20 protein-coding genes are annotated in these 17605 nt (G+C 64.5%); 14 read left to right on the forward strand and 6 right to left on the reverse strand.

The features are described from left to right. The first annotated feature begins 108 nt into the window (after positions 1–108). The 11 genes from C5F53_RS07850 (at position 109) to C5F53_RS07900 (ending at position 9944) form a co-directional block, all read left to right on the forward strand. Positions 109–648: a VWA domain-containing protein gene (locus C5F53_RS07850; RefSeq protein WP_236635314.1), complete on the forward strand. Its 540-nt coding sequence runs from the start codon at positions 109–111 to the stop codon at positions 646–648. Positions 649–743: 95 nt separating this feature from the next. Next, the gene (locus tag C5F53_RS07855) at positions 744–935 is read left to right on the forward strand and encodes a CbtB domain-containing protein (protein ID WP_105260798.1); all 192 of its coding nucleotides are present in this window, start codon (positions 744–746) and stop codon (positions 933–935) included. 28 nt (positions 936–963) lie between these two features. Further along, a complete protein-coding gene (locus C5F53_RS07860) occupies positions 964–1794 on the forward strand; it encodes a CbtA family protein (RefSeq protein ID WP_105260799.1) in 831 nt (276 codons plus the stop codon). 70 nt (positions 1795–1864) lie between these two features. Further along, positions 1865–2896, forward strand: a complete 1032-nt coding sequence (gene bioB / locus C5F53_RS07865; protein ID WP_105260800.1) for a biotin synthase BioB — start codon at positions 1865–1867, stop codon at positions 2894–2896. A gap of 14 nt (positions 2897–2910) precedes the next feature. After that, complete coding sequence (cbiB, locus tag C5F53_RS07870) at positions 2911–3873, forward strand: adenosylcobinamide-phosphate synthase CbiB (RefSeq protein WP_105260801.1); 963 nt, start codon at positions 2911–2913, stop codon at positions 3871–3873. Continuing rightward, complete coding sequence (locus tag C5F53_RS07875) at positions 3870–4856, forward strand: aminotransferase class I/II-fold pyridoxal phosphate-dependent enzyme (protein ID WP_105260802.1); 987 nt, start codon at positions 3870–3872, stop codon at positions 4854–4856. The genes cbiB and C5F53_RS07875 overlap by 4 nt, the downstream gene beginning before the upstream one ends. Then, positions 4853–6460, forward strand: coding sequence for a cobyric acid synthase (locus C5F53_RS07880; RefSeq protein ID WP_105260803.1), 1608 nt, complete (start codon positions 4853–4855; stop codon positions 6458–6460). The genes C5F53_RS07875 and C5F53_RS07880 overlap by 4 nt, the downstream gene beginning before the upstream one ends. A 12-nt stretch (positions 6461–6472) precedes the next feature. Further along, a complete protein-coding gene (gene lepB, locus C5F53_RS07885) occupies positions 6473–7387 on the forward strand; it encodes a signal peptidase I (RefSeq protein WP_105260804.1) in 915 nt (304 codons plus the stop codon). A gap of 36 nt (positions 7388–7423) precedes the next feature. Next, a complete protein-coding gene (cobT, locus tag C5F53_RS07890) occupies positions 7424–8512 on the forward strand; it encodes a nicotinate-nucleotide--dimethylbenzimidazole phosphoribosyltransferase (RefSeq protein ID WP_105260805.1) in 1089 nt (362 codons plus the stop codon). Positions 8513–8523: 11 nt separating this feature from the next. After that, positions 8524–9393: an adenosylcobinamide-GDP ribazoletransferase gene (locus C5F53_RS07895; protein ID WP_105260806.1), complete on the forward strand. Its 870-nt coding sequence runs from the start codon at positions 8524–8526 to the stop codon at positions 9391–9393. Then, entirely contained in the window at positions 9390–9944 is a 555-nt protein-coding gene (locus C5F53_RS07900) for a histidine phosphatase family protein (protein WP_105260807.1), read from the forward strand. Before C5F53_RS07895 ends, C5F53_RS07900 begins: the two co-directional genes overlap by 4 nt. 22 nt (positions 9945–9966) lie before the next feature. Here C5F53_RS07900 and C5F53_RS07905 read toward each other — a convergent pair whose 3' ends face one another. From C5F53_RS07905 to C5F53_RS07925, 5 genes are read right to left on the reverse strand one after another with little or no spacing between them, the layout of a single operon-like run. Then, positions 9967–10770, reverse strand: a complete 804-nt coding sequence (locus C5F53_RS07905) for an ABC transporter substrate-binding protein (protein WP_105260808.1) — start codon at positions 10768–10770, stop codon at positions 9967–9969. Beyond that, a complete protein-coding gene (locus C5F53_RS07910) occupies positions 10767–11912 on the reverse strand; it encodes a GGDEF domain-containing protein (RefSeq protein ID WP_105260809.1) in 1146 nt (381 codons plus the stop codon). Before C5F53_RS07910 ends, C5F53_RS07905 begins: the two co-directional genes overlap by 4 nt. Positions 11913–11921: 9 nt before the next feature. Continuing rightward, complete coding sequence (locus C5F53_RS07915; protein WP_105260810.1) at positions 11922–12743, reverse strand: HDOD domain-containing protein; 822 nt, start codon at positions 12741–12743, stop codon at positions 11922–11924. Between the two features lie 15 nt (positions 12744–12758). Continuing rightward, positions 12759–13403 carry an endonuclease III gene (nth, locus tag C5F53_RS07920; protein WP_105260811.1) on the reverse strand — a complete coding sequence of 215 codons (645 nt, stop codon included), beginning with the start codon at positions 13401–13403 and terminating at the stop codon, positions 12759–12761. Further along, positions 13403–14206, reverse strand: coding sequence for an HDOD domain-containing protein (locus C5F53_RS07925; protein ID WP_105260812.1), 804 nt, complete (start codon positions 14204–14206; stop codon positions 13403–13405). The genes nth and C5F53_RS07925 overlap by 1 nt, the downstream gene beginning before the upstream one ends. Positions 14207–14328: 122 nt before the next feature. Between C5F53_RS07925 and C5F53_RS07930 the strand changes: the two genes are divergently transcribed. Both C5F53_RS07930 and C5F53_RS07935 read left to right on the forward strand, forming a co-directional pair. Continuing rightward, complete coding sequence (locus C5F53_RS07930) at positions 14329–15516, forward strand: PLP-dependent aminotransferase family protein (RefSeq protein ID WP_105260813.1); 1188 nt, start codon at positions 14329–14331, stop codon at positions 15514–15516. A 6-nt stretch (positions 15517–15522) separates the two neighbouring features. Next, positions 15523–16260 (forward strand): YoaK family protein, encoded by a 738-nt coding sequence (locus tag C5F53_RS07935; RefSeq protein ID WP_105260814.1) that lies wholly within the window; start codon positions 15523–15525, stop codon positions 16258–16260. Here C5F53_RS07935 and C5F53_RS07940 read toward each other — a convergent pair. Then, entirely contained in the window at positions 16257–16847 is a 591-nt protein-coding gene (locus tag C5F53_RS07940; protein WP_161499900.1) for a response regulator, read from the reverse strand. The two genes, C5F53_RS07935 and C5F53_RS07940, sit on opposite strands and share 4 nt — an antisense overlap. A gap of 111 nt (positions 16848–16958) precedes the next feature. On the opposite strand from C5F53_RS07940, the gene C5F53_RS07945 reads away from it, so the two are divergent. Continuing rightward, complete coding sequence (locus tag C5F53_RS07945; protein WP_105260816.1) at positions 16959–17603, forward strand: DsbA family oxidoreductase; 645 nt, start codon at positions 16959–16961, stop codon at positions 17601–17603. The last annotated feature ends 2 nt before the right edge of the window (positions 17604–17605 follow it).

Consider the following 17605-nt stretch of genomic DNA (forward strand, 5'->3'; position numbering starts at 1 on the left):
CGCAACGGGCCTGGCAGCTGGCGGTGGCCTCCACCCCAAACTCCTTCTACAAGTTCAGCTGCGCCTGGCGCACGGCAGCGCAGCAGCGCTATTGCCTGGTTGCCCACCGTGGTGGCCAAGGGCCCGGCACCGCTACAGCGCGCGCATCTGCGCCACCAGCCCGTGGCGCTGCGCGCAGGTCGCCTGCACTGCATCGTGCTCGATACCTCGGGTTCCATGCGCCAGCGCGGCCGGCTGGCCTTGGCCAAGGGCCATGCAGCATTGATGATCGAGCAGGCTGCGCGCCAGGGCGACGATGTGGCGTTGTTGCGTTTTGGCGGGCAGGGCGTGGAGCTGCTGCTGCCACCGGGCCGCGCGCGTGCCTCTGGCAGCCTGCGCCTGCGCCCCGTGGGCGGTGGTGGTGGCACACCGCTGGCTGAAGCCCTGGCCCAGGCCGACCGCCTGTTGCAGCGCACCTTACGCATCAGTGGCCCCACCGAATGCTGGCTCTGGCTGCTGACCGATGGCCGCACGCTAGAGCAACCACAGGCACCGCTGACGCCGCAACACCTGGTGATCGTGGACTTTGACGACCCGAAGAAGACCCTGGGCCGCTGTGCCGTCTGGGCCACGCGCTGGGGCGCGGAGCACCGGCTGGCACAGGCCTGAGCCATCTACCCTGGAGCCTGCCCATGTCCCATCCCGCCACCATTGTTTAATGTCACCAGATTTGTTTTTTAACCCGCAACCCCAAGGAGACCGCTATGACTGAACCGACAACGCTGACCCACACCCCCTCTGCCACCCAGAACCCCGGCCTGGCCGTGTTGCGCCCGCTGCTGGCCGCCGCCGCACTGGGCCTGGTGGTGCTCTACGGCGTGGCCTTTGCCGAGAGCCCGCTGGCGCACAACGCAGCACATGACGTGCGCCACGTGACCGTCAAACCCTGCCATTGAGCCACGCGCACTTCACAAGGAGATCGCCATGATGTTTCAACGATTGATCTTTGCCGCTTTGGCCGTTGCGCTGCTGGTGGGCAGCGTGCAGTCGGGCGTACAGCAGTTGCAAGCGGTGCCCATCATCCTGGCTGCCGAGGTGTTTGAGAGCCAGAAGGTGGAAGCGCCTGAACCGGTGGCCGCGCCCGCCATGGCCGCAGCCCATGCACATGCCGACGCGGCTGCACACAGCCACGCCGATGCGGCCGCGGAAGAGTGGGCCCCGGCCGATGGCGCAGAGCGCGCCTTCTGGACCTGGGTGGCCAACGTGTTGCACGCCTTCAGCATGGCATTGCTGGTGTTTGCGGTGATGGGCGTGAGCCTGTACCGCGGCAGCAGCCTGCGTTCGCTGGCGCTGGCCGCCTGGGTGGCTGCAGCCGGCTGGTTGACTTTCCATTTCTGGCCCTCGCTGGGCTTGCACGCCGAAATTCCCGGCATGGACGCCGCCCGCCTGGGCTCGCGCCAGGGCTGGTGGGTGCTGGCGGCCGGCAGTGCGGCACTGGCCTGTGCGTCGCTGGCAGTGTTGCGCAGCCATTTGCGCTGGGTGGCAGCGGCGGCCTGGTTGGCTTTGCCCTATGTCATCGGTGCGCCGCAGATCACGGCCGACCCATTGGCCGGTTTTAGCGGCGAAGCCCAAGCCACCTTGCGCCACCTAGGTAGCCAGTTCATCTGGGCCACGACCTGGGTGTCGCTGTCGTTTTGGGTAAGCATGGGCTTGGCCGGTGGGCTGGCGTTTCAGCGTTGGGTGCGCCCCGCCTTGCTGACGCTGCTCCAGCGCACAGAGGGCCCGGCCGTGGGCACGGCACAAGCGCCACAGTAAGTGATACAGGCTGCACTTAGGTGCAGCGCTGTATGGATGAGACAACTGCATAACGATAAGGAAGACCCGTATGGAAACCATATTGATGGCCCCCCAACCCCTGCATTTCCACGCCCCCCACAAAACGCCTGCGCCGCGCCCCGATGCCGGCCAGCGCGTGTGGACGGTGGCCGAGGTGCAAGCGCTGCTGGAGCTGCCGTTCAACGACCTGATGTTCCAGGCGCAAACCGTGCACCGCCAGCATTTCGACCCCAATATGGTCGAGCTGGCGACGCTGCTGTCGGTCAAGACCGGCGGCTGCCCCGAAGACTGCGGCTACTGCCCGCAAAGTGTGCACTTTGACACTGGCGTAGAGGCCGGCAAGCTGATGGGCGTCGACGCCGTACGCGAAGCCGCCGAGCGCGCCAAGGCCGCGGGCGCCACGCGGTTCTGCATGGGGGCTGCCTGGCGCGCGCCCAAAGACCGCGATGTGGAAGCCGTGGCCGAGCTGGTCAAAGCCGTCAAGGCCACCGGCCTGGAGGCCTGCGCCACGCTGGGCATGCTGAACGACGGCCATGCCGAAACCCTGCGCGATGCCGGGCTGGACTACTACAACCACAACCTGGACAGCGCGCCCGATTTCTACGGCGACATCATCACCACGCGCGACTACCAGGACCGCCTGGACACCCTGGCCCGTGTGCGCAACGCCGGCGTCAGCGTCTGCTGTGGCGGCATTGTGGGCCTGGGGGAGTCGCGCCTGCAGCGCGCCGGCCTGATTGCGGAGCTGGCCAATTTGTCGCCATATCCCGAGTCCGTGCCCATCAACCATTTGGTGAAAGTGGAAGGTACACCGCTGGCGGACCAGCCGGACCTAGACCCGCTGGAATTTGTGCGCACCATTGCGGTGGCGCGTATCACCATGCCGCTGGCGCGTGTGCGTTTGTCGGCCGGGCGCCAAAGCATGGGCGACGCGGTGCAGGCCCTGTGTTTTGTGGCCGGTGCCAACTCCATCTTTTATGGCGACAAGCTGCTCACCACCGGCAACCCCGATGTGGACGCCGACGGCGCGCTGCTGCAGCGCCTGGGCCTGCGCACCGGCAAGCCCATGCCCAAGTCCTGAAGCACGGTCCACCCATGATGGCGTTGGCCTTGGCATTGCTCGTTGCACTGGCGGTAGACCGCTGGTGGGGCGAACCGCGCCTGCGCTTTCACCCCGTGGTGTGGATGGGGAACTACCTGGGCGCTGTGGGCGCCTGGGTGCAGCGCCATGCTGTGCAGCAGCCCGAACGCTGCGATTGGAAGGCTTTTTGGCTTGCAGCCCTTGTGTGGATTGCGGGAGCAGCTATGGTTTCAGGAGCGGCCTGGGCGCTGCAGGCGGCCTTGCTCACGCTGCCTTGGTGGGCTGCCGGCCTGGGCCTGGGCCTGGCGCTCAAACCCTTGTTGGCCTGGGCCATGCTGCAGAGTGAAGTGCTGGCCGTGGAGGCTGCGCTGGGTCAGTCGTTGGACGCCGGCCGCGAGCGCCTGCGCTGGCTGGTGAGCCGCGAGGTGGCCCAGCTCAGTGACACCCAAGTGCGCGAAAGCGCCATCGAGACGCTGGCTGAGAACCTCAACGACTCCGTGGTCGCGCCCCTCTTCTGGTTTGTGTTGCTGGGCCTGCCCGGTGCCGCGCTGTACCGCTTTGCCAACACGGCCGACGCCATGTGGGGCTACCCTGGCGTCTACAAAGGACAGAACTGGGCCTGGGCTGGCAAATGGGCCGCGCGGGTGGACGATGCCTTGAGCTGGCTGCCCGCGCGTATCACCGCAGCGCTGCTGCTGTTGGTGGCCGGACTCCGTGGTGCCGTTCTGGCGCGGCAGTTGCCCGCCCAGGCGCGCCAGACCCCATCGCCCAACAGCGGCTGGCCCATGGCCGCCATGGCGCTGAACCTGGACGTGGCGCTGCGCAAACCGGGTGTCTATGTGCTCAACCCCCAGGGCCGCGCGGCCGTGGCTGCGGATACGGCGGGGGCGCTGGTTTATGCATCAAAAGCACTGCTAGCCCTTGTGGTGATTGCGCAAGCAGCTATGGTTTTGATAGTGCTGGGGGCAGGGCGATGAGCCAGGCTCCCCGCATCCACGGTGGGCCCGATGCCTTGGGTGCACCGCGGTACGACTTTTCTACCAACAGCAACGCCACTGGCCCCTGCCCACAGGCGCTGGCTGCGGTGCAGGCAGCCGACGCCACGCGTTACCCCGATGCCGCCTACACCGCGCTGCGCGCTGCACTGGCTGACTTTTATGCGGTCGCGCCCTGGCGCATCGTGTTGGCCGGCAGCGCCAGCGAGTTCATTTTTCGCATCACGGCCTGGTCGCGGCAGCACGGCGCCCGCACGGTCAGTCTGCCCACCCACGCCTATGGCGACTACGCCCACGCCGCGCAAGCCTGGGGTTTGGCCGTGGCGGAAGAGGACGTATTGGCCGATCTGGTTTGGGCCTGTGAGCCGTCCAGCCCGCTGGGCCAGGCGCACAGCCCCATGCTCACCCGTGTGCGTGGCACCGTGGTGCTGGACAGTGCCTACGCACCGCTGCGCCTGGCGGGTCAGCCCACGCTGGGTGACAGTCAGCGCCAGCAGCTATGGCAGCTGTTTTCGCCCAATAAGGCGCTGGGCCTGACCGGCGTGCGCGCGGCATTCGCCATTGCGCCGCTGGGGGCCGAGGCGGCAGTGCAGCAGCTGGAAACCCTGGCGCCGTCCTGGGTGCTGGGTGCCCATGGCGCTGCCATGCTGATGGCCTGGACGGAGCCAGATACACAGGCTTGGCTGCAAAGCAGTTTGGACATCTTGGCGGGCTGGAAGCAGCGCCAGGTTGACCTGCTGCACGCCGCTGGCTGGACCCTGCAGACCAGCGACACCCCCTTTTTCTGCGCCCGCCCGCCAACCGGTGTGGACGCCGTGGCCCTGTGCGCCACGCTGCGTACCCAAGGCATCAAGCTGCGCGACGCTACCTCGTTTGGCCTGCCGGGTTGGGTGCGGCTGGGCGTGTTGCCGCCCGCCGCGCAAGACGCGCTTGCCCGTGCCCTGACTCTGAAAGTGGCTGTATGACCGCCAAATGCATCATGGTGCTAGGTACCACCAGCGGCGCTGGCAAAAGCTGGCTCACCACCGCGCTGTGCCGCTACTACGCGCGCCAGGGGCTCAAGGTGGCCCCGTTCAAGGCGCAGAACATGAGCAATAACGCAAGGGTGGTTGCCTCCGACAACGGCCAAGGCGAGATTGGCAGCGCCCAATACTTTCAGGCCCTGGCCGCCAATGCCGTGCCTGATGTGCGCATGAACCCGCTGCTGCTCAAGCCCGAGCGCGACACGCACAGTCAGGTGGTGCTGATGGGGCAGGTGAGCGCAGAGCTGAGCGCCATGCCCTGGCGCGGCCGCAGCCTCAAGGTCTGGCCGCAGATTGCGCAGGCGCTGGACGATTTACGCGCCGAGAACGATGTGGTGGTGATTGAAGGCGCCGGCTCACCCGCCGAGATCAACCTGGCCGCCAGCGATGTGGTGAACATGCGCGTGGCCCAGCATGGCGATGCGGCCTGCCTGCTGGTGACGGACATTGACCGCGGCGGCGCTTTCGCCCACCTGTATGGCACCTGGGCGTTGTTGCCGGAAGACCAGCGCCATCTCATCAAGGGGTTTGTGCTCAACAAGTTCCGTGGCGACGCCGCGCTGCTGGCCCCCGCGCCGCAGATGTTGCAGGACCTGACCGGCATCCCCACCGTGGCGACCCTGCCCATGTGGTGGCACCACGGTCTGCCGGAAGAAGATGGTGTGTTTGACGACCGGAGCGTGGCCAAGGGCGTGGTAAACATGACGGTGGCCGTGATCGCTTATCCGCGCATCAGCAACCTCGACGAGTTCCAGCCGCTGAAGAACATTCCGGGTCTGCGTTTGCAGTGGGTGCGCAGTCCTTCTGAGTTGGCGGGGCTGGCCCCCACTGACTGGATCATCCTGCCGGGCTCCAAACACACCAGTGGGGATCTGGCTTGGCTGCGTTCGCAAGGGCTGGACGCTGCCATTGCGCGGCATGCGGAGCAGGGTGGGGCGGTGCTGGGGGTGTGTGGCGGGCTGCAGATGCTGGGCGAGGCGCTGATTGATCCGCATGGGATTGATGGCAATGCACCGGGCCTGGGCTTGTTACCGCTGGTGACGGTGTTTGATCCTGACAAGACGGTGCGGCATACGCAGACTGCGTTTGTTGCGGATTTCCATTCGCCCGCGCAGGAAGGCGAAGCCGGGGGGCTCATACTGCCAAACGCGCAGAAATCGCCCCCCGACTTTGCCTCCCCGCGCTCGGAACCTGGCGTGGGTGCCGGTTCAGCCTCCGCTTCGCCTTGGTCCGTTTTGGCTGGCGTATCCGTCGCTGGTTACGAGATTCACCACGGCCAAACCCAGCAACACGCAGCCATGGCCACCGCGGGTGACGTGGCCCATGCCGTGCTGCCTGACGGCCTCGGCTGGTGCAACGCCCGCGGCAATGTGATGGGCCTGTACCTGCATGGCATGTTTGAAGACGCCGCCGTGTTGCAAGCGCTGTTTGGCGCGCAACTGGGAGGCACTGTGCCCACGCTGGAGACCGTGTTTGACGGGCTGGCGGACTACATAGGCCAGCACTTTGCGGCAGAGTATCTGGAGCAACTGATTGAGCGCGCGTAAAAAAGGGAGAGCATGAAGAACCGTCCGAACAAATGGTTGGCAGCTTTATTGGGGTTTGTCATGCCTCCGCTGGGCATGTTGTACGTAGTGCGCTGGAAGTGGGCGATAGCCAGCGGGTTGGGCTTATTAGTCCTTGCCTGTCTAGAGCTTTTATCTCTCCATCGGGTCGAAGGACTGACCACTTTATTGAGTTTGGGTTTTGCGGTCTTTATTTGCCGCGTGGCATATGTTCAGGCGAATCGCTTTGATCCCGAACGCACCCGTCCGGCTTACAGCCAATGGTCGGGGATCCTACTCTCTAGCGTTGCCTTGGTCGTGTGTGTCGTGACCTTCCGTTCGTTTTTCTACGAACCGTTTCGTGCTGCAGCTGGCTCCATGCAGCCCACCATTCCGGTCGGGGCACATATGGTTGTTCAAAAGTGGGGCTTTGGTAACTACGGTACTTATGGACTGAGTTTTTTTCGCTTCGGTGTTACTGAGCCCGTTGCGCGCGGGGACATTCTGGTGTTTGAGGCGCCGCCTCTGAGGAAATATCAGTATGTGAAGAGAGTTGTCGCTCTGCCGGGTGATCAAGTCAAGGTCCAAAACGGAAAACTCACCGTGAATGGACGTGTCCTGGTTCTCTCCCCCTTGCCCGACTACCTGGATGAATTTTCAATGCGCTACTACAAGCGGTTTCTAGAAAACTCAGGTGCGCAGGAGTACGAGGTTGTGTTTGATGAGCAAGTTCGCTCAGTTCCCTTGCCGACGGAGAAATTCGCCCACATGGAGAGTTGCCGATATGAAGCCGATGAAGTGATTTGCACCGTACCTCCAGACCACTACTACTTTCTGGGTGACAACCGTGACAACAGTCTGGACAGCCGTTATTTGGGCTTCGTTCCGCAAGACCACCTCGTGGGCAAAGTGATTTACGTATCACCGTAGCCAAATTTTTAGTGTTGATTTTTGAAAGCGATTCCCATGACCACTTCTTTGCCCATCCTGGCCGATATTTCCAACGTCGCCCTCACCAACGCGTTGCAGGCCACGATCAACAACAAGACCAAGCCCCTGGGTTCGCTGGGCCGTCTGGAGGATGTGGCCCTGAAGATCGGTCAGATCCTGGGCAGCACCGCACCGGTGTTGGACCAGCCGCAGATGGTGGTGTTCGCTGGCGACCACGGTCTCACGGCGCGCGGCATCTCGGCCTTTCCTAGCGATGTGACCTGGCAGATGGTGGAGAACTTTCTGGCCGGCGGCGCGGCGGTGAGTGTGTTGGCCAAGCAGAACGGCATTGCACTGACGGTGGTGGACTGCGGCGTGAAGCGCGACTTTTTGGCGGGCTTGCCTGCGGGCAGCACGCGCCCAGGTTTGCAGGTGCGCAAGGCCCAAGGAGCAGAACTGGGCGCCGCAGATTCGTCGGCCCAAACTGCCATGACCCCCGCACAGCGCGACGAGGCACTGCAACACGGCATAGACCTGGTGAAGGGCCTGCCGGGCAACGCCTTGCTGCTGGGCGAGATGGGCATTGGCAATACATCTGCCGCATCGCTGCTGTTGTCACGTCTGGCCGGACTGGACATTGCGGTATGCACCGGTGCTGGCACTGGTTTGGACGCCCCTGCGGTGCAACGCAAGACCGAGGTCCTGCGTGAGGTGCTGGCCCTGCATGCCCACGCCACGGCGCCGCTGGACGCCTTGGCAGCCTTCGGTGGCTTTGAGATTGCGACCATGGTGGGCGCGGTGCTGCAGGCTGCAGAGGAGCGCCGCGTGATTGTGGTGGACGGCTTTATTGCCACCAGCGCGGTGGTGGTGGCGCATGCGCTGCAGCCACTGGTGTTGCAGCGCTGCGTGTTTGCCCACCGTTCGGGCGAGCGTGGCCATGAGTTCATGCTGCAGCACCTGGGCGTGCAGGCGCTGCTGGACCTGGGCCTGCGCCTGGGCGAGGGTTCGGGCGCAGCACTCGCCTGGCCGCTGCTGCAGTCGGCCTGCACCATCTTGCGAGATATGGCGAGTTTTGCCTCGGCTGGAGTGTCCGAAAAATCGGCCGACCCAGTCGCCGCGCACTAAGCCCTGGCGCCATGGCCCAGTTCCTTCGTCACTACCTGCTGTCGCTGCAGTTCTTCACGCGCGTGCCGGTGACCGGCCGACTGGCGGACTGGGTGGGCTTCAGCCCGGCCATGCTGCGCGCCAGTGCCGCGCACCTGCCGGGCGTAGGCTGGCTGGTGGGGGGCGTGGTGGCGCTGGGAACGTGGCTGCTGCTGGCACTGTTGCCCGCCAGCCCGTTTGCACCGCTGGTGACCGCGGTGCTGGGCACCGTGCTCAGCGTGCTGATGACCGGCGCCTTCCACGAAGACGGCCTGGCCGATGTGGCCGATGGCCTGGGTGGCACACTGAGCCGCGAGCGCGCGCTGGAGATCATGAAGGACTCGCGTGTGGGGGCCTTTGGTGCCATTGCCGTGGTGCTGGCATTGCTGGCCAAAGTGAGCCTGTTGGCGCTGCTGGGCTCGCTGCACGGCGCCGTGTTGTGCGTGGCGCTGTTCACGGGCCATGTGCTGTCGCGCTTCTGGCCCCTGCTCACCATCCGGCTGCTGCCGCATGTGGGCGATGTGGCCGGTTCCAAGTCCAAACCGCTGGCGGACCAGATCAGCCTGGGCAGCCTGTGGGTGGCAGTTTTATGGTCTTTTGTTGCTCTAGCCCTTGTGGTGATTGCGCAAGCAGCTATGTTTTTTGTAGTGCCGGGGCTGGCTTGGCCGACCTTGCTGCAATGGTTGGGTGCCGGGGTGCTGGCCAGTGGCCTGGTTTGGCTGGGCATGCTGCGCTGGTTTGCACGCCGCCTGCAGGGCTTTACCGGTGACTGCTTGGGTGCCACGCAGCAGGTTTGCGAGCTGGCCTTCTACCTGGGCCTGGCGCTGGCCTGGGGCGCGGTGGCACACGGCGGGCTGGCATGACACTGTGGGTGGTGCGCCATGCGCAACCGCGGGTGGCGCCCGGCATTTGTTATGGCGCGCTGGACCTGCCGGCCGAACCCGAGGCCACGGCGCGTGCCGCCCAGGCGTTGGCTGATGAACTGCCACAGGGCGCCGAAGTGCACGTCTCGGTGCTACAAAGATGTGAGCTGTTGGCGCAATATCTACGGGGGCTGCGGCCCGATTTGACCTTTAAGCCCGAGCCACGGCTGGTGGAAATGCACTTTGGCGTGTACGAGGGGGTGGCCTGGGCCGACATCGACAAGGACGCCATGGATGCCTGGACCGACGACTTCTGGGCCCACCGTTTTGGCGGGCAGGAGTCGGTGGCGGAATTCATGGGCCGTGTGGCCCAGGTGTGGGATGCCTGCCAGCCGGCGCGTGCTGCGGGTCAGGTGCAGGTCTGGATCACGCATGCCGGGGTGGCGCGGGCGGTCAGTCTGCTGGCGCAGGGCGTGCGCCGCGTGCAGCAGGCCGACCAGTGGCCGGCTGAGGCCCCGGCCTTTGGCCAGTGGTTGCGCGTGTTGCCCTGACCAGCGCAGTGACCGCCGCGCCTCAGTCGGGCATCAACTCCATGGCTTGTCGCTCCTGCTTTTTGTACGCGGCGCTGGTGCGTACGGCCTCAATCGCTTTCCAGATACGCTGGGCCAGTTCGGGCTGGGTGGCCAGCAACTGGTGCGAGAGCAGCAGGTAGTAGGGCTTCTCCGTCAGCGGCACGGGCAGCTCTTCGAGCTGGTTGGCTACCTCGGGCTGGGCCATGAGCATGGTGGCGTCGCTGCCGCCCATGGCAATGGCGCCCGCCCGGCCCAGCATGAGGCGGCGCGCCAGCGCCAGCGCGCCCTGGTTGCCTTCTTCCACCGCCACGCCCCAGCCGCGCAGTTGCGCGCCGATGGAGTACCCCAGCTGCACGCCCACGGTGCCGTCCAGGTTGCTGATCTGTTTGCCGTCCCATTGCACGGCCGTGCCTTTGCGCTTGAGCAACACGTAGCGGTCGGTGTGCATGCGTTTGGCCGGGTCGGCCACTTTGCCACCGGGGTAGGCGCCAATCTCCAGCCGATCGGGGCTGAAGCTGGCGGCAAAGGCGCCGTCCACTTCGTTGGCCTGCAGGCTGGCCAGGCAGCGTTTCCAGGGCAGGGCCTGGTAGGTAAAAGGCTGACCGACCTGCTGGCCCACCTGCTGCAGCAGCTCGAAGTTCAGGCCCCGTCCCTCGGCGGTGCGCCAGGGCTGGATGGTGGCGCTCTCAAAACACAGGCGCAGCGGTGCGGGGGCTTGTGGGGCCTTGGCGGGGTCTGCGGCCCAGGCCATGCTTGTGGACAGCCAGCCGGCCACCAGAAGCAGGAGCCAGGGCCGCGAGTTCATGCAAACTCGATGCGGTTACGCCCATTGGCCTTGGCACGGTAGAGCGCTTCGTCGGCCCGGCCCAGCAGGGCTTGCAAAGAGTGGTCTTGTGTCTGCAGAGTCGCAATGCCCATGCTCACGGTGTAGCGTGTCTCGTTCTCGGCCAGTTCCGAGGAGTGCCGTATCCGCTCGGCCACCACCCACGCGTCTTGGGCCGAAGTTTCGGGTAGCAGAAGCACAAACTCCTCACCGCCCAGGCGCCCCATCTGGTCCTGGCTGCGCAAATGGGTGCTCGCTCGGTCCACAAAATCCATCAAGGCCTTGTCACCCGCCTGGTGGCCAAAGGTGTCGTTGATGCGTTTGAAATAGTCCAGGTCCATGGCCACCAGCGACAGGTCGCGGCCATGCCGGCGGTGGCGGTCCATTTCCAGCTGTGCGGCGGCGTTCCAGGCCCGGCGCATCAGCGCACCGGTCAGGGAGTCGCGCGTGGCCAGGCGCTCAAACTCGTCGCGCACCCGCTCGCTGGCCAGCAGCACAAAACCAATCAGGGTCAAGAGGGTGGTCACCGTCAGTGCGGCGTTGCAGGCCACGTTGAAACTGGTGGGGGCAAACACGCTGCCACCGGTATACCCAATCACGGCTCCGGTGGCGTGCACCAGCCAGGCGCAGGCACTGGCCATCAGCGCCAGCACCAGAAAGCGGCAGGCAAACTCGAAGCGGCTGTGCAGCACCAGGCGGTGGCTGTGCAGCAGGGCAATAGCGATCATGCTGCCATTGATAACCAGCACCCGGAGCACATAGTCGGGCCAGACCAACAGCAGCGCCGCCACGGCCAGGCTGACCAGGGCCAGCAGAGGCAGCCAGATTCGCATGCTGGAGGGGCGGCCCAGAAATTTTTCGGTACCGGCCACCCACATCAGGCTGCCGGCCATCATGAGCACATTGCCCAGCAAAATGGAAAACACGGTAGGCAACACATCGCGGGTGGCGATCAGCACAATGCCGACAAATTGCACCAGCGCCCCGCCGGCCCACCAGCCCAGGCCGCGCACGCTGACCGGGTAGTTGCGCCGCATGGAGTACAGCACCACCGCCATGAGCGGGCCCATCATGGCCGTCATGACCAGGATGGTGCGTGCGTCCAGCTTCAGAATGGCCCCCACAGCCCTCCCTCAGGCCAACAGGGTGGAGACATCGCTGAAAGTGTCTGGGTCGGGCAGGCCACCTTGCAGGTCGTCGGCCGAAAGCTGGAGGTAATGCTGCAGCGCGGTGGATATGTGCGGTACGGCCTGCAGTACCGTGGCGTGGCTGCTGGCCTGGTCGGCCAGCCAGCCGGCCAGGTGCACCACCGCACACAGCTTGGACTGTTGCACTGCGGCCTGCGCGTCGCCGCAGAAGGTCAGGGCTTGCACCACCTCACCGGGAAAGTCCCAGCGTTTGGCAATTTCGGCCGTCACCCGGCCTTCGTCAAACCCCAGCAGCTCGCGTTCGCGCTGCCAGCGCTGCCCGGGGGCACAGGGCTGTTGTTGCAGCGCATCGAGCAGGGCGGGCTGGTGCTGCACGATCAGCATCTCGCCCAGGCGCAGCATCATGGCGGTGAGCCAAGCCTGCTGTTCATCAATATGCACTTCGTTGGCCAAAAACTTGGCGTAGCCCGCACACACCATGCTGTAGCGCCAAAACTCCAGCCGGTTGACCCCGGCCGGCAGGCTGAACACCTGTGCCACGCAAATGCCCAAGGCGCGGGCCCGGATTTGCGACATGCCGACCACGCTGACCGCGCTGTCCAGCGTGGTGACCGAGCGGGACAGGCCAAACAGCGCACTGTTGGCCATGCGCAGCAGGGTGGCGGTAAGGGCCGGATCTTTGGCAATCACGTCCCGCACCGTCACCACATCGGCATCCTCGTCGTTGAGCGTGCGGATCAGCGCATGCGCAACCTCTGGCATGACCGGCAGCTTGACCGTTTGGATAAAGGCGCTGATGTCCGCCATGGGGTGGTACTGTGGTTATCGGTTGGGGGTAGGGGTCTTGAGTGTATAGCCACAGACCCTGGCCACACCACATTGCCAGCACATTGGCTTGCGCGCCTGGCAGACGTAGCGGCCATGCAGGATCAGCCAGTGGTGGGCGTCCACCATGTACACGGGCGGAATGCGCTGGAGCAGCTTGCGCTCCACCTCCAGCGGGGTTTTGCCCGGTGCCAGGCCGGTACGGTTGCCCAGCCGGAAGAGGTGGGTGTCCACTGCCATGGTGGGTTCACCAAAAGCAACGTTGAGCACCACATTGGCCGTCTTGCGGCCCACGCCTGGCAATGCTTCCAGGGCTTCCCGCGTGCGGGGCACCTGGCCGCCGTGCAGGTCCACCAGCATCTGGCAGGTCTGCATCAGGTGTTTGGCCTTGCTGCGGTACAGACCGATGGTTTTGATGTATTGCTCCAACCCCTCCTGGCCTAGGGCCAGGATTTTTTGCGGGGTGTTGGCCGCCACAAACAGCCGACGGGTGGCCTTGTTGACGCCTACATCGGTTGCCTGTGCCGATAGCAGCACGGCTGCCAGCAACTCGAACACCGAGCTGAACTCCAGCTCGGTTTGCGGGTGCGGGTTGGCCGCCCGCAAGGTGGCAAAAAAGGTCTCGATAGCGGCTGGGGTCACTAAGCGGTCACGTCCAGGAAGGTGCTGGTGTCGGGGAATCTGGTGCGCAGCCAGTCGGCATCCAGCGTGAGTGCGGCAATCACGTCGGCGGGCAAGCCGTCTACGGAGTCCGGGCCGGCATTTTCAGTTTCGGCCAGCAGGCCGGCCAGGTGCACCACGGCGCCCAGGCGCGAGAAGGCCTGCTCAGTAATCGGGTCGGCCGAGCGCTGCAGGGCTTGCACCATTTGCATGGGGAAGTTCCAGCGGCGCGCCAGCTCGGCGGTGATTTGGCCTTCAGTAAAGCCGATCAGGCGCTGCTCGCGCTGCCAGCGCACACCGGGCAGGTGGGGCAGTTTCTCAATCTCGCGCAGGGTGGCGGGGTCGGCCTGGGCTATCAGCAGCTCGCCCAGGCGCAGCATCATGCCGGTGAGCCAGGCCAGCTGCCCGTCGATACCCAGGCGGTTGGCCAGCCACTGGGCGTAGCCGGCACAGGCCATGCTGGAGCGCCAGAACTCCTTGCGGTCCAGGTCGGGCAGGTTGGGGAAGGATTCGCTCAGGCAGGCCCCCAGCGCCAGCGTGCGCACCTTGGACATGCCCACCATGGTGATGGCGTCGTCCAGCGTGCCCACACCGCGCGGCAGCCCAAACTGGGCGCTGTTGGCCAGGCGCAGCAATTTGGCGGACAGGGCCGGGTCCTTGGCGATCAGGTCCCGCACCTGGGGGACCGAGGCGTCGTCGTCGTTCAGGGTCTGGATCAGCGCGTGGGCGACCTCAGACATCGATGGCAATTTGACAGTTGCAAAGAAGGACTCGAGATTGACCATGGATTCTCCAAAAAAAGTTGCGACCCAATCGGTGACAATTTACCCCAATCCCAACGGCCTCCAGACCAATTGGCCAAACGCCGCGTACTATTTTTTCCCTTTGTGAGTCGAAAGAGAGCCCCATGCAATTTGCCGATCGCCTGAACAACGTAGAAACCTCCGCCATTCGTGAGCTGTTCAAACTGCTGGGCAAGCCCGGCATCATCAGTTTTGCTGGGGGCTTTCCCGACCCCGCACTATTTGATGTGGAAGGCATTCGCGAGTCCACCGATGCGGTGCTGAAAAACAACCCCGGCCCCGTGCTGCAGTACGGCGCGACCGAGGGTTACCAGCCACTGCGCGAAGGCATCAGCAGCCACATGGCGAGCAAGGGTGCCACCGTGGCGCCCGATGGCCTCATCGTCACCACCGGCAGCCAGCAGGCGCTGGACCTGATTGGCAAAACCATGATCTCGCCCGGTGACAAGGTCATCATGGAAGCGCCCACCTTCCTGGCCACCATCCAGTGCTTCCGCCTGTACGGCGCGCAGGTCATTGGCGCGCCGATCGATGCCAACGGCGTGGACGTGGACAAGCTCGAAGCACTGATTGACGAGCACAAGCCCAAGCTGGTCTACCTGATTCCCACCTTTGGCAATCCCAGTGGCGCCATGCTGAGCCTGGAACGACGCAAGCGCATTCTGGAGATTGCTGTGCGGACCCAGACCCTGGTGGTGGAAGACGACCCCTATGGCGAGCTGTTCTTCGACCAGGCCCCGCCGCCCAGCCTGTTGGCCCTGAGCGACAGCGTGCCCGGCAGCCGCGACTGGCTGGCGCACTGCGGCAGTTTCAGCAAGGTGCTGAGCCCCGGCCTGCGTGTGGGCTGGCTGATTGCGCCGCCCGCGCTGTTGTCACGCGCCACCATGTGCAAACAGTTCAGCGACGCCCACACCAGCAACCTGACCCAGGCCACGGCCGCCCACTACCTCACGCTGAACCGCCTGCCCACGGCCCTGGCCGCTGTGCGTGCCACCTATGCGGAGCGTGCGCGGGTGATGGCCGAATGCCTGCAGCGCGAACTGGGGGATGCGATTGCCTTTGAGCGCCCCCAGGGGGGCATGTTCTTCTGGGCCCGCCTGACCGGCACGCATGGCAAAGAGCAGAACGCCAGCGAGTTTGCCAAGCGGGCCATCGACAAGCTGGTGGCCTTTGTGCCCGGTGCGCCGTTTTACGCGCACGACCCAGACCAAAGCACGCTGCGCCTGAGCTTCGCCACGGCCGATGTGGCCAAGATCGAAGAAGGCATTGGCCGTCTGGGCCAGGCCCTGTAATCCCGCGTGACCTGGACCGATCTGGAACGCTCCTCCCAGGCCAATGTTGGCCTGGGTTCGGCTTTGGCCTTTGTGGCCGGGGCCACCAATGCCGGGGGCTTTCTGGCGGTGGGCACCTACACCTCGCACATGACCGGGGTGGTGTCTTCGGTGGCCGATTACCTGGTGCTGGGGCAATGGTCCATCGTGCTGGTGGGGCTGTGTTCGCTGGGGGCCTTTTTGGCGGGGGCCATGACCACGGCCTGGATGGTGAACTGGAGCCTGCAACGCAAGCTGCGCAGTGCGTTCGGTCGGCCGCTGCTGCTGGAGGCCATTCTTTTGCTGTGTTTTGGTGTGTTTGGTTCGGCGGCCGAGGCCAAGTTCTGGTTTTTTGAACCCCTCACCATCGTGCTGCTGTGTTACCTGATGGGTTTGCAAAACGCGGTGGTGACCAAAATCTCCAAGGCCGAGATCCGCACCACCCACCTCACCGGGCTGGTGACGGATCTGGGCATCGAGTTGGGCAAGCTGGTCTACATCAACGGCCACACCGACACCCCGGTGCGAGCCAACCGCGAGCGCCTGCGGGTGCAACTGCGCATGGTGGCCTGTTTTTTTGGTGGTGCACTGGTGGGTGCCATGGGTTTTAAATGGGTGGGGTACAGCACCACGGTGCCGCTGGCCCTGATTCTCATGGCGCTGGTCTGGCGCCCCTTGTGGGCAGACTACCAAGCCTGGCGCGCGCGCCAGGGGCAGCACGCCTAAAGTTTGGTGATTTTGGTGGCGGGCACCATGCCGGGTGTGCCTTGCAAATGCACCACCAATTCCCCCTGCCGAAAGATCACGTCTTTGACGGTTTCGTAGCGTCCCTGGTACAGCACCGCGTCGCCCGCCTGGAACTTGGGTAGCGTCGGTAGTACGGGCCGGGCCGCGACGGGCTGCAGTTTGTGGGCCACTTCGGGGTGCAGTTGCGCCATGTGTTCCATCGCTTTGGCCACAGCGGCCTTGATGTCCGCGGCCGTGAAGGGTTTGGCCAGCTGAAACAAGGCGCCCGCACGCTGGGCCTGTTCCGCCATGGTGGGGCCCATGTGTGCACTCATGAGCCCGAATCGGCATTGTGGATTGAGCTTTTGCAGCGATTGGTGCAAGGAAAAACCACTCACCAACTCTTTGGAGTAGCAATCGGTCAGCAGCAGGTGGGGCTGGTGTTCGGCAGCCACCTCCAGTGCCGCCTGGGGCCTGTGGGTGGTTTTGATGCTGGAGGGTTCGAAGCCGTAACCCTCCAGAAGTTGGCGCAAAAAAGTTTGGATTGCGGTGCTGTTATCGGCCACCAAAAAACGAATCGCTGACATGAAACCGGAAGACTCTCTAAAACACAGAAACACCCACAGCCTGCAGCCATAGACAAGCCTGAGCATAATGGCGCAACCTCTATTTTTGTCTGTGAGAACCAAGGAATTTTGATGTACAGCACTCTAAAAATCGACTTCGTGTCTGATGTGTCCTGCCCCTGGTGCGCCATTGGCTTGCAAAGCCTGCAAACCGCCCTGGAGCGGCTGGATGGTGAAGTGCAGGCCGACATCCATTTCCAGCCATTTGAGCTGAACCCCAAGATGGGCCCAGAAGGGCAGGACATTACCGAACACCTGAGCCAAAAGTACGGCTCCACCCCCGAACAGGCCACCGCCGCGCGCGAGAACATTCGCCAACGCGGCGAAGCCTTGGGCTTCACCTTCAACATGGACAAACGCGCCCGCATCTACAACACCTTCGATGCGCACCGCCTGTTGCACTGGGCCGAGACTTCGGGCCAACAACTGGCCCTGAAGAAAGCGTTGTTTGCTGCCTACTTCACCAACGGCGAAGACCCCAGCAACCACGAGGTGCTGCTGCGCGCCGTGCAGGCGGCGGATCTGGATGTGGACGAGGCCCAGCGTGTGCTGGCCACCGACGATTACGCGGCGGAAGTGCGCGAACAGGAACAGTTTTACCTGGACCAGGGCATCCATTCGGTGCCCGCGGTGGTGATCAACGACCGCCACCTCATCTCCGGCGGCCAGCCGCCTGAGGTGTTTGAACAGGCCTTGCGCCAGATCGCGGCGGGCTGACC

Source organism: Rhodoferax sp. TS-BS-61-7 (assembly GCF_002943465.1).
Lineage (GTDB): Bacteria > Pseudomonadota > Gammaproteobacteria > Burkholderiales > Burkholderiaceae_C > Allorhodoferax.

Excerpts from the sequence above, each read along its gene's own strand:
- C5F53_RS07855 (WP_105260798.1), top strand. The coding sequence starts at position 744 with ATGACTGAACCGACAACGCTGACCCACACCCCCTCTGCCACCCAGAAC.
- C5F53_RS07860 (WP_105260799.1), top strand. The coding sequence starts at position 964 with ATGATGTTTCAACGATTGATCTTTGCCGCTTTGGCCGTTGCGCTGCTG.
- bioB (WP_105260800.1), top strand. The coding sequence starts at position 1,865 with ATGGAAACCATATTGATGGCCCCCCAACCCCTGCATTTCCACGCCCCC.
- cbiB (WP_105260801.1), top strand. The coding sequence starts at position 2,911 with ATGATGGCGTTGGCCTTGGCATTGCTCGTTGCACTGGCGGTAGACCGC.
- C5F53_RS07875 (WP_105260802.1), top strand. The coding sequence starts at position 3,870 with ATGAGCCAGGCTCCCCGCATCCACGGTGGGCCCGATGCCTTGGGTGCA.
- C5F53_RS07880 (WP_105260803.1), top strand. The coding sequence starts at position 4,853 with ATGACCGCCAAATGCATCATGGTGCTAGGTACCACCAGCGGCGCTGGC.
- lepB (WP_105260804.1), top strand. The coding sequence starts at position 6,473 with ATGAAGAACCGTCCGAACAAATGGTTGGCAGCTTTATTGGGGTTTGTC.
- cobT (WP_105260805.1), top strand. The coding sequence starts at position 7,424 with ATGACCACTTCTTTGCCCATCCTGGCCGATATTTCCAACGTCGCCCTC.
- C5F53_RS07895 (WP_105260806.1), top strand. The coding sequence starts at position 8,524 with ATGGCCCAGTTCCTTCGTCACTACCTGCTGTCGCTGCAGTTCTTCACG.
- C5F53_RS07900 (WP_105260807.1), top strand. The coding sequence starts at position 9,390 with ATGACACTGTGGGTGGTGCGCCATGCGCAACCGCGGGTGGCGCCCGGC.
- C5F53_RS07905 (WP_105260808.1), bottom strand. The coding sequence starts at position 10,770 with ATGAACTCGCGGCCCTGGCTCCTGCTTCTGGTGGCCGGCTGGCTGTCC.
- C5F53_RS07915 (WP_105260810.1), bottom strand. The coding sequence starts at position 12,743 with ATGGCGGACATCAGCGCCTTTATCCAAACGGTCAAGCTGCCGGTCATG.
- C5F53_RS07925 (WP_105260812.1), bottom strand. The coding sequence starts at position 14,206 with ATGGTCAATCTCGAGTCCTTCTTTGCAACTGTCAAATTGCCATCGATG.
- C5F53_RS07930 (WP_105260813.1), top strand. The coding sequence starts at position 14,329 with ATGCAATTTGCCGATCGCCTGAACAACGTAGAAACCTCCGCCATTCGT.
- C5F53_RS07940 (WP_161499900.1), bottom strand. The coding sequence starts at position 16,847 with ATGTCAGCGATTCGTTTTTTGGTGGCCGATAACAGCACCGCAATCCAA.
- C5F53_RS07945 (WP_105260816.1), top strand. The coding sequence starts at position 16,959 with ATGTACAGCACTCTAAAAATCGACTTCGTGTCTGATGTGTCCTGCCCC.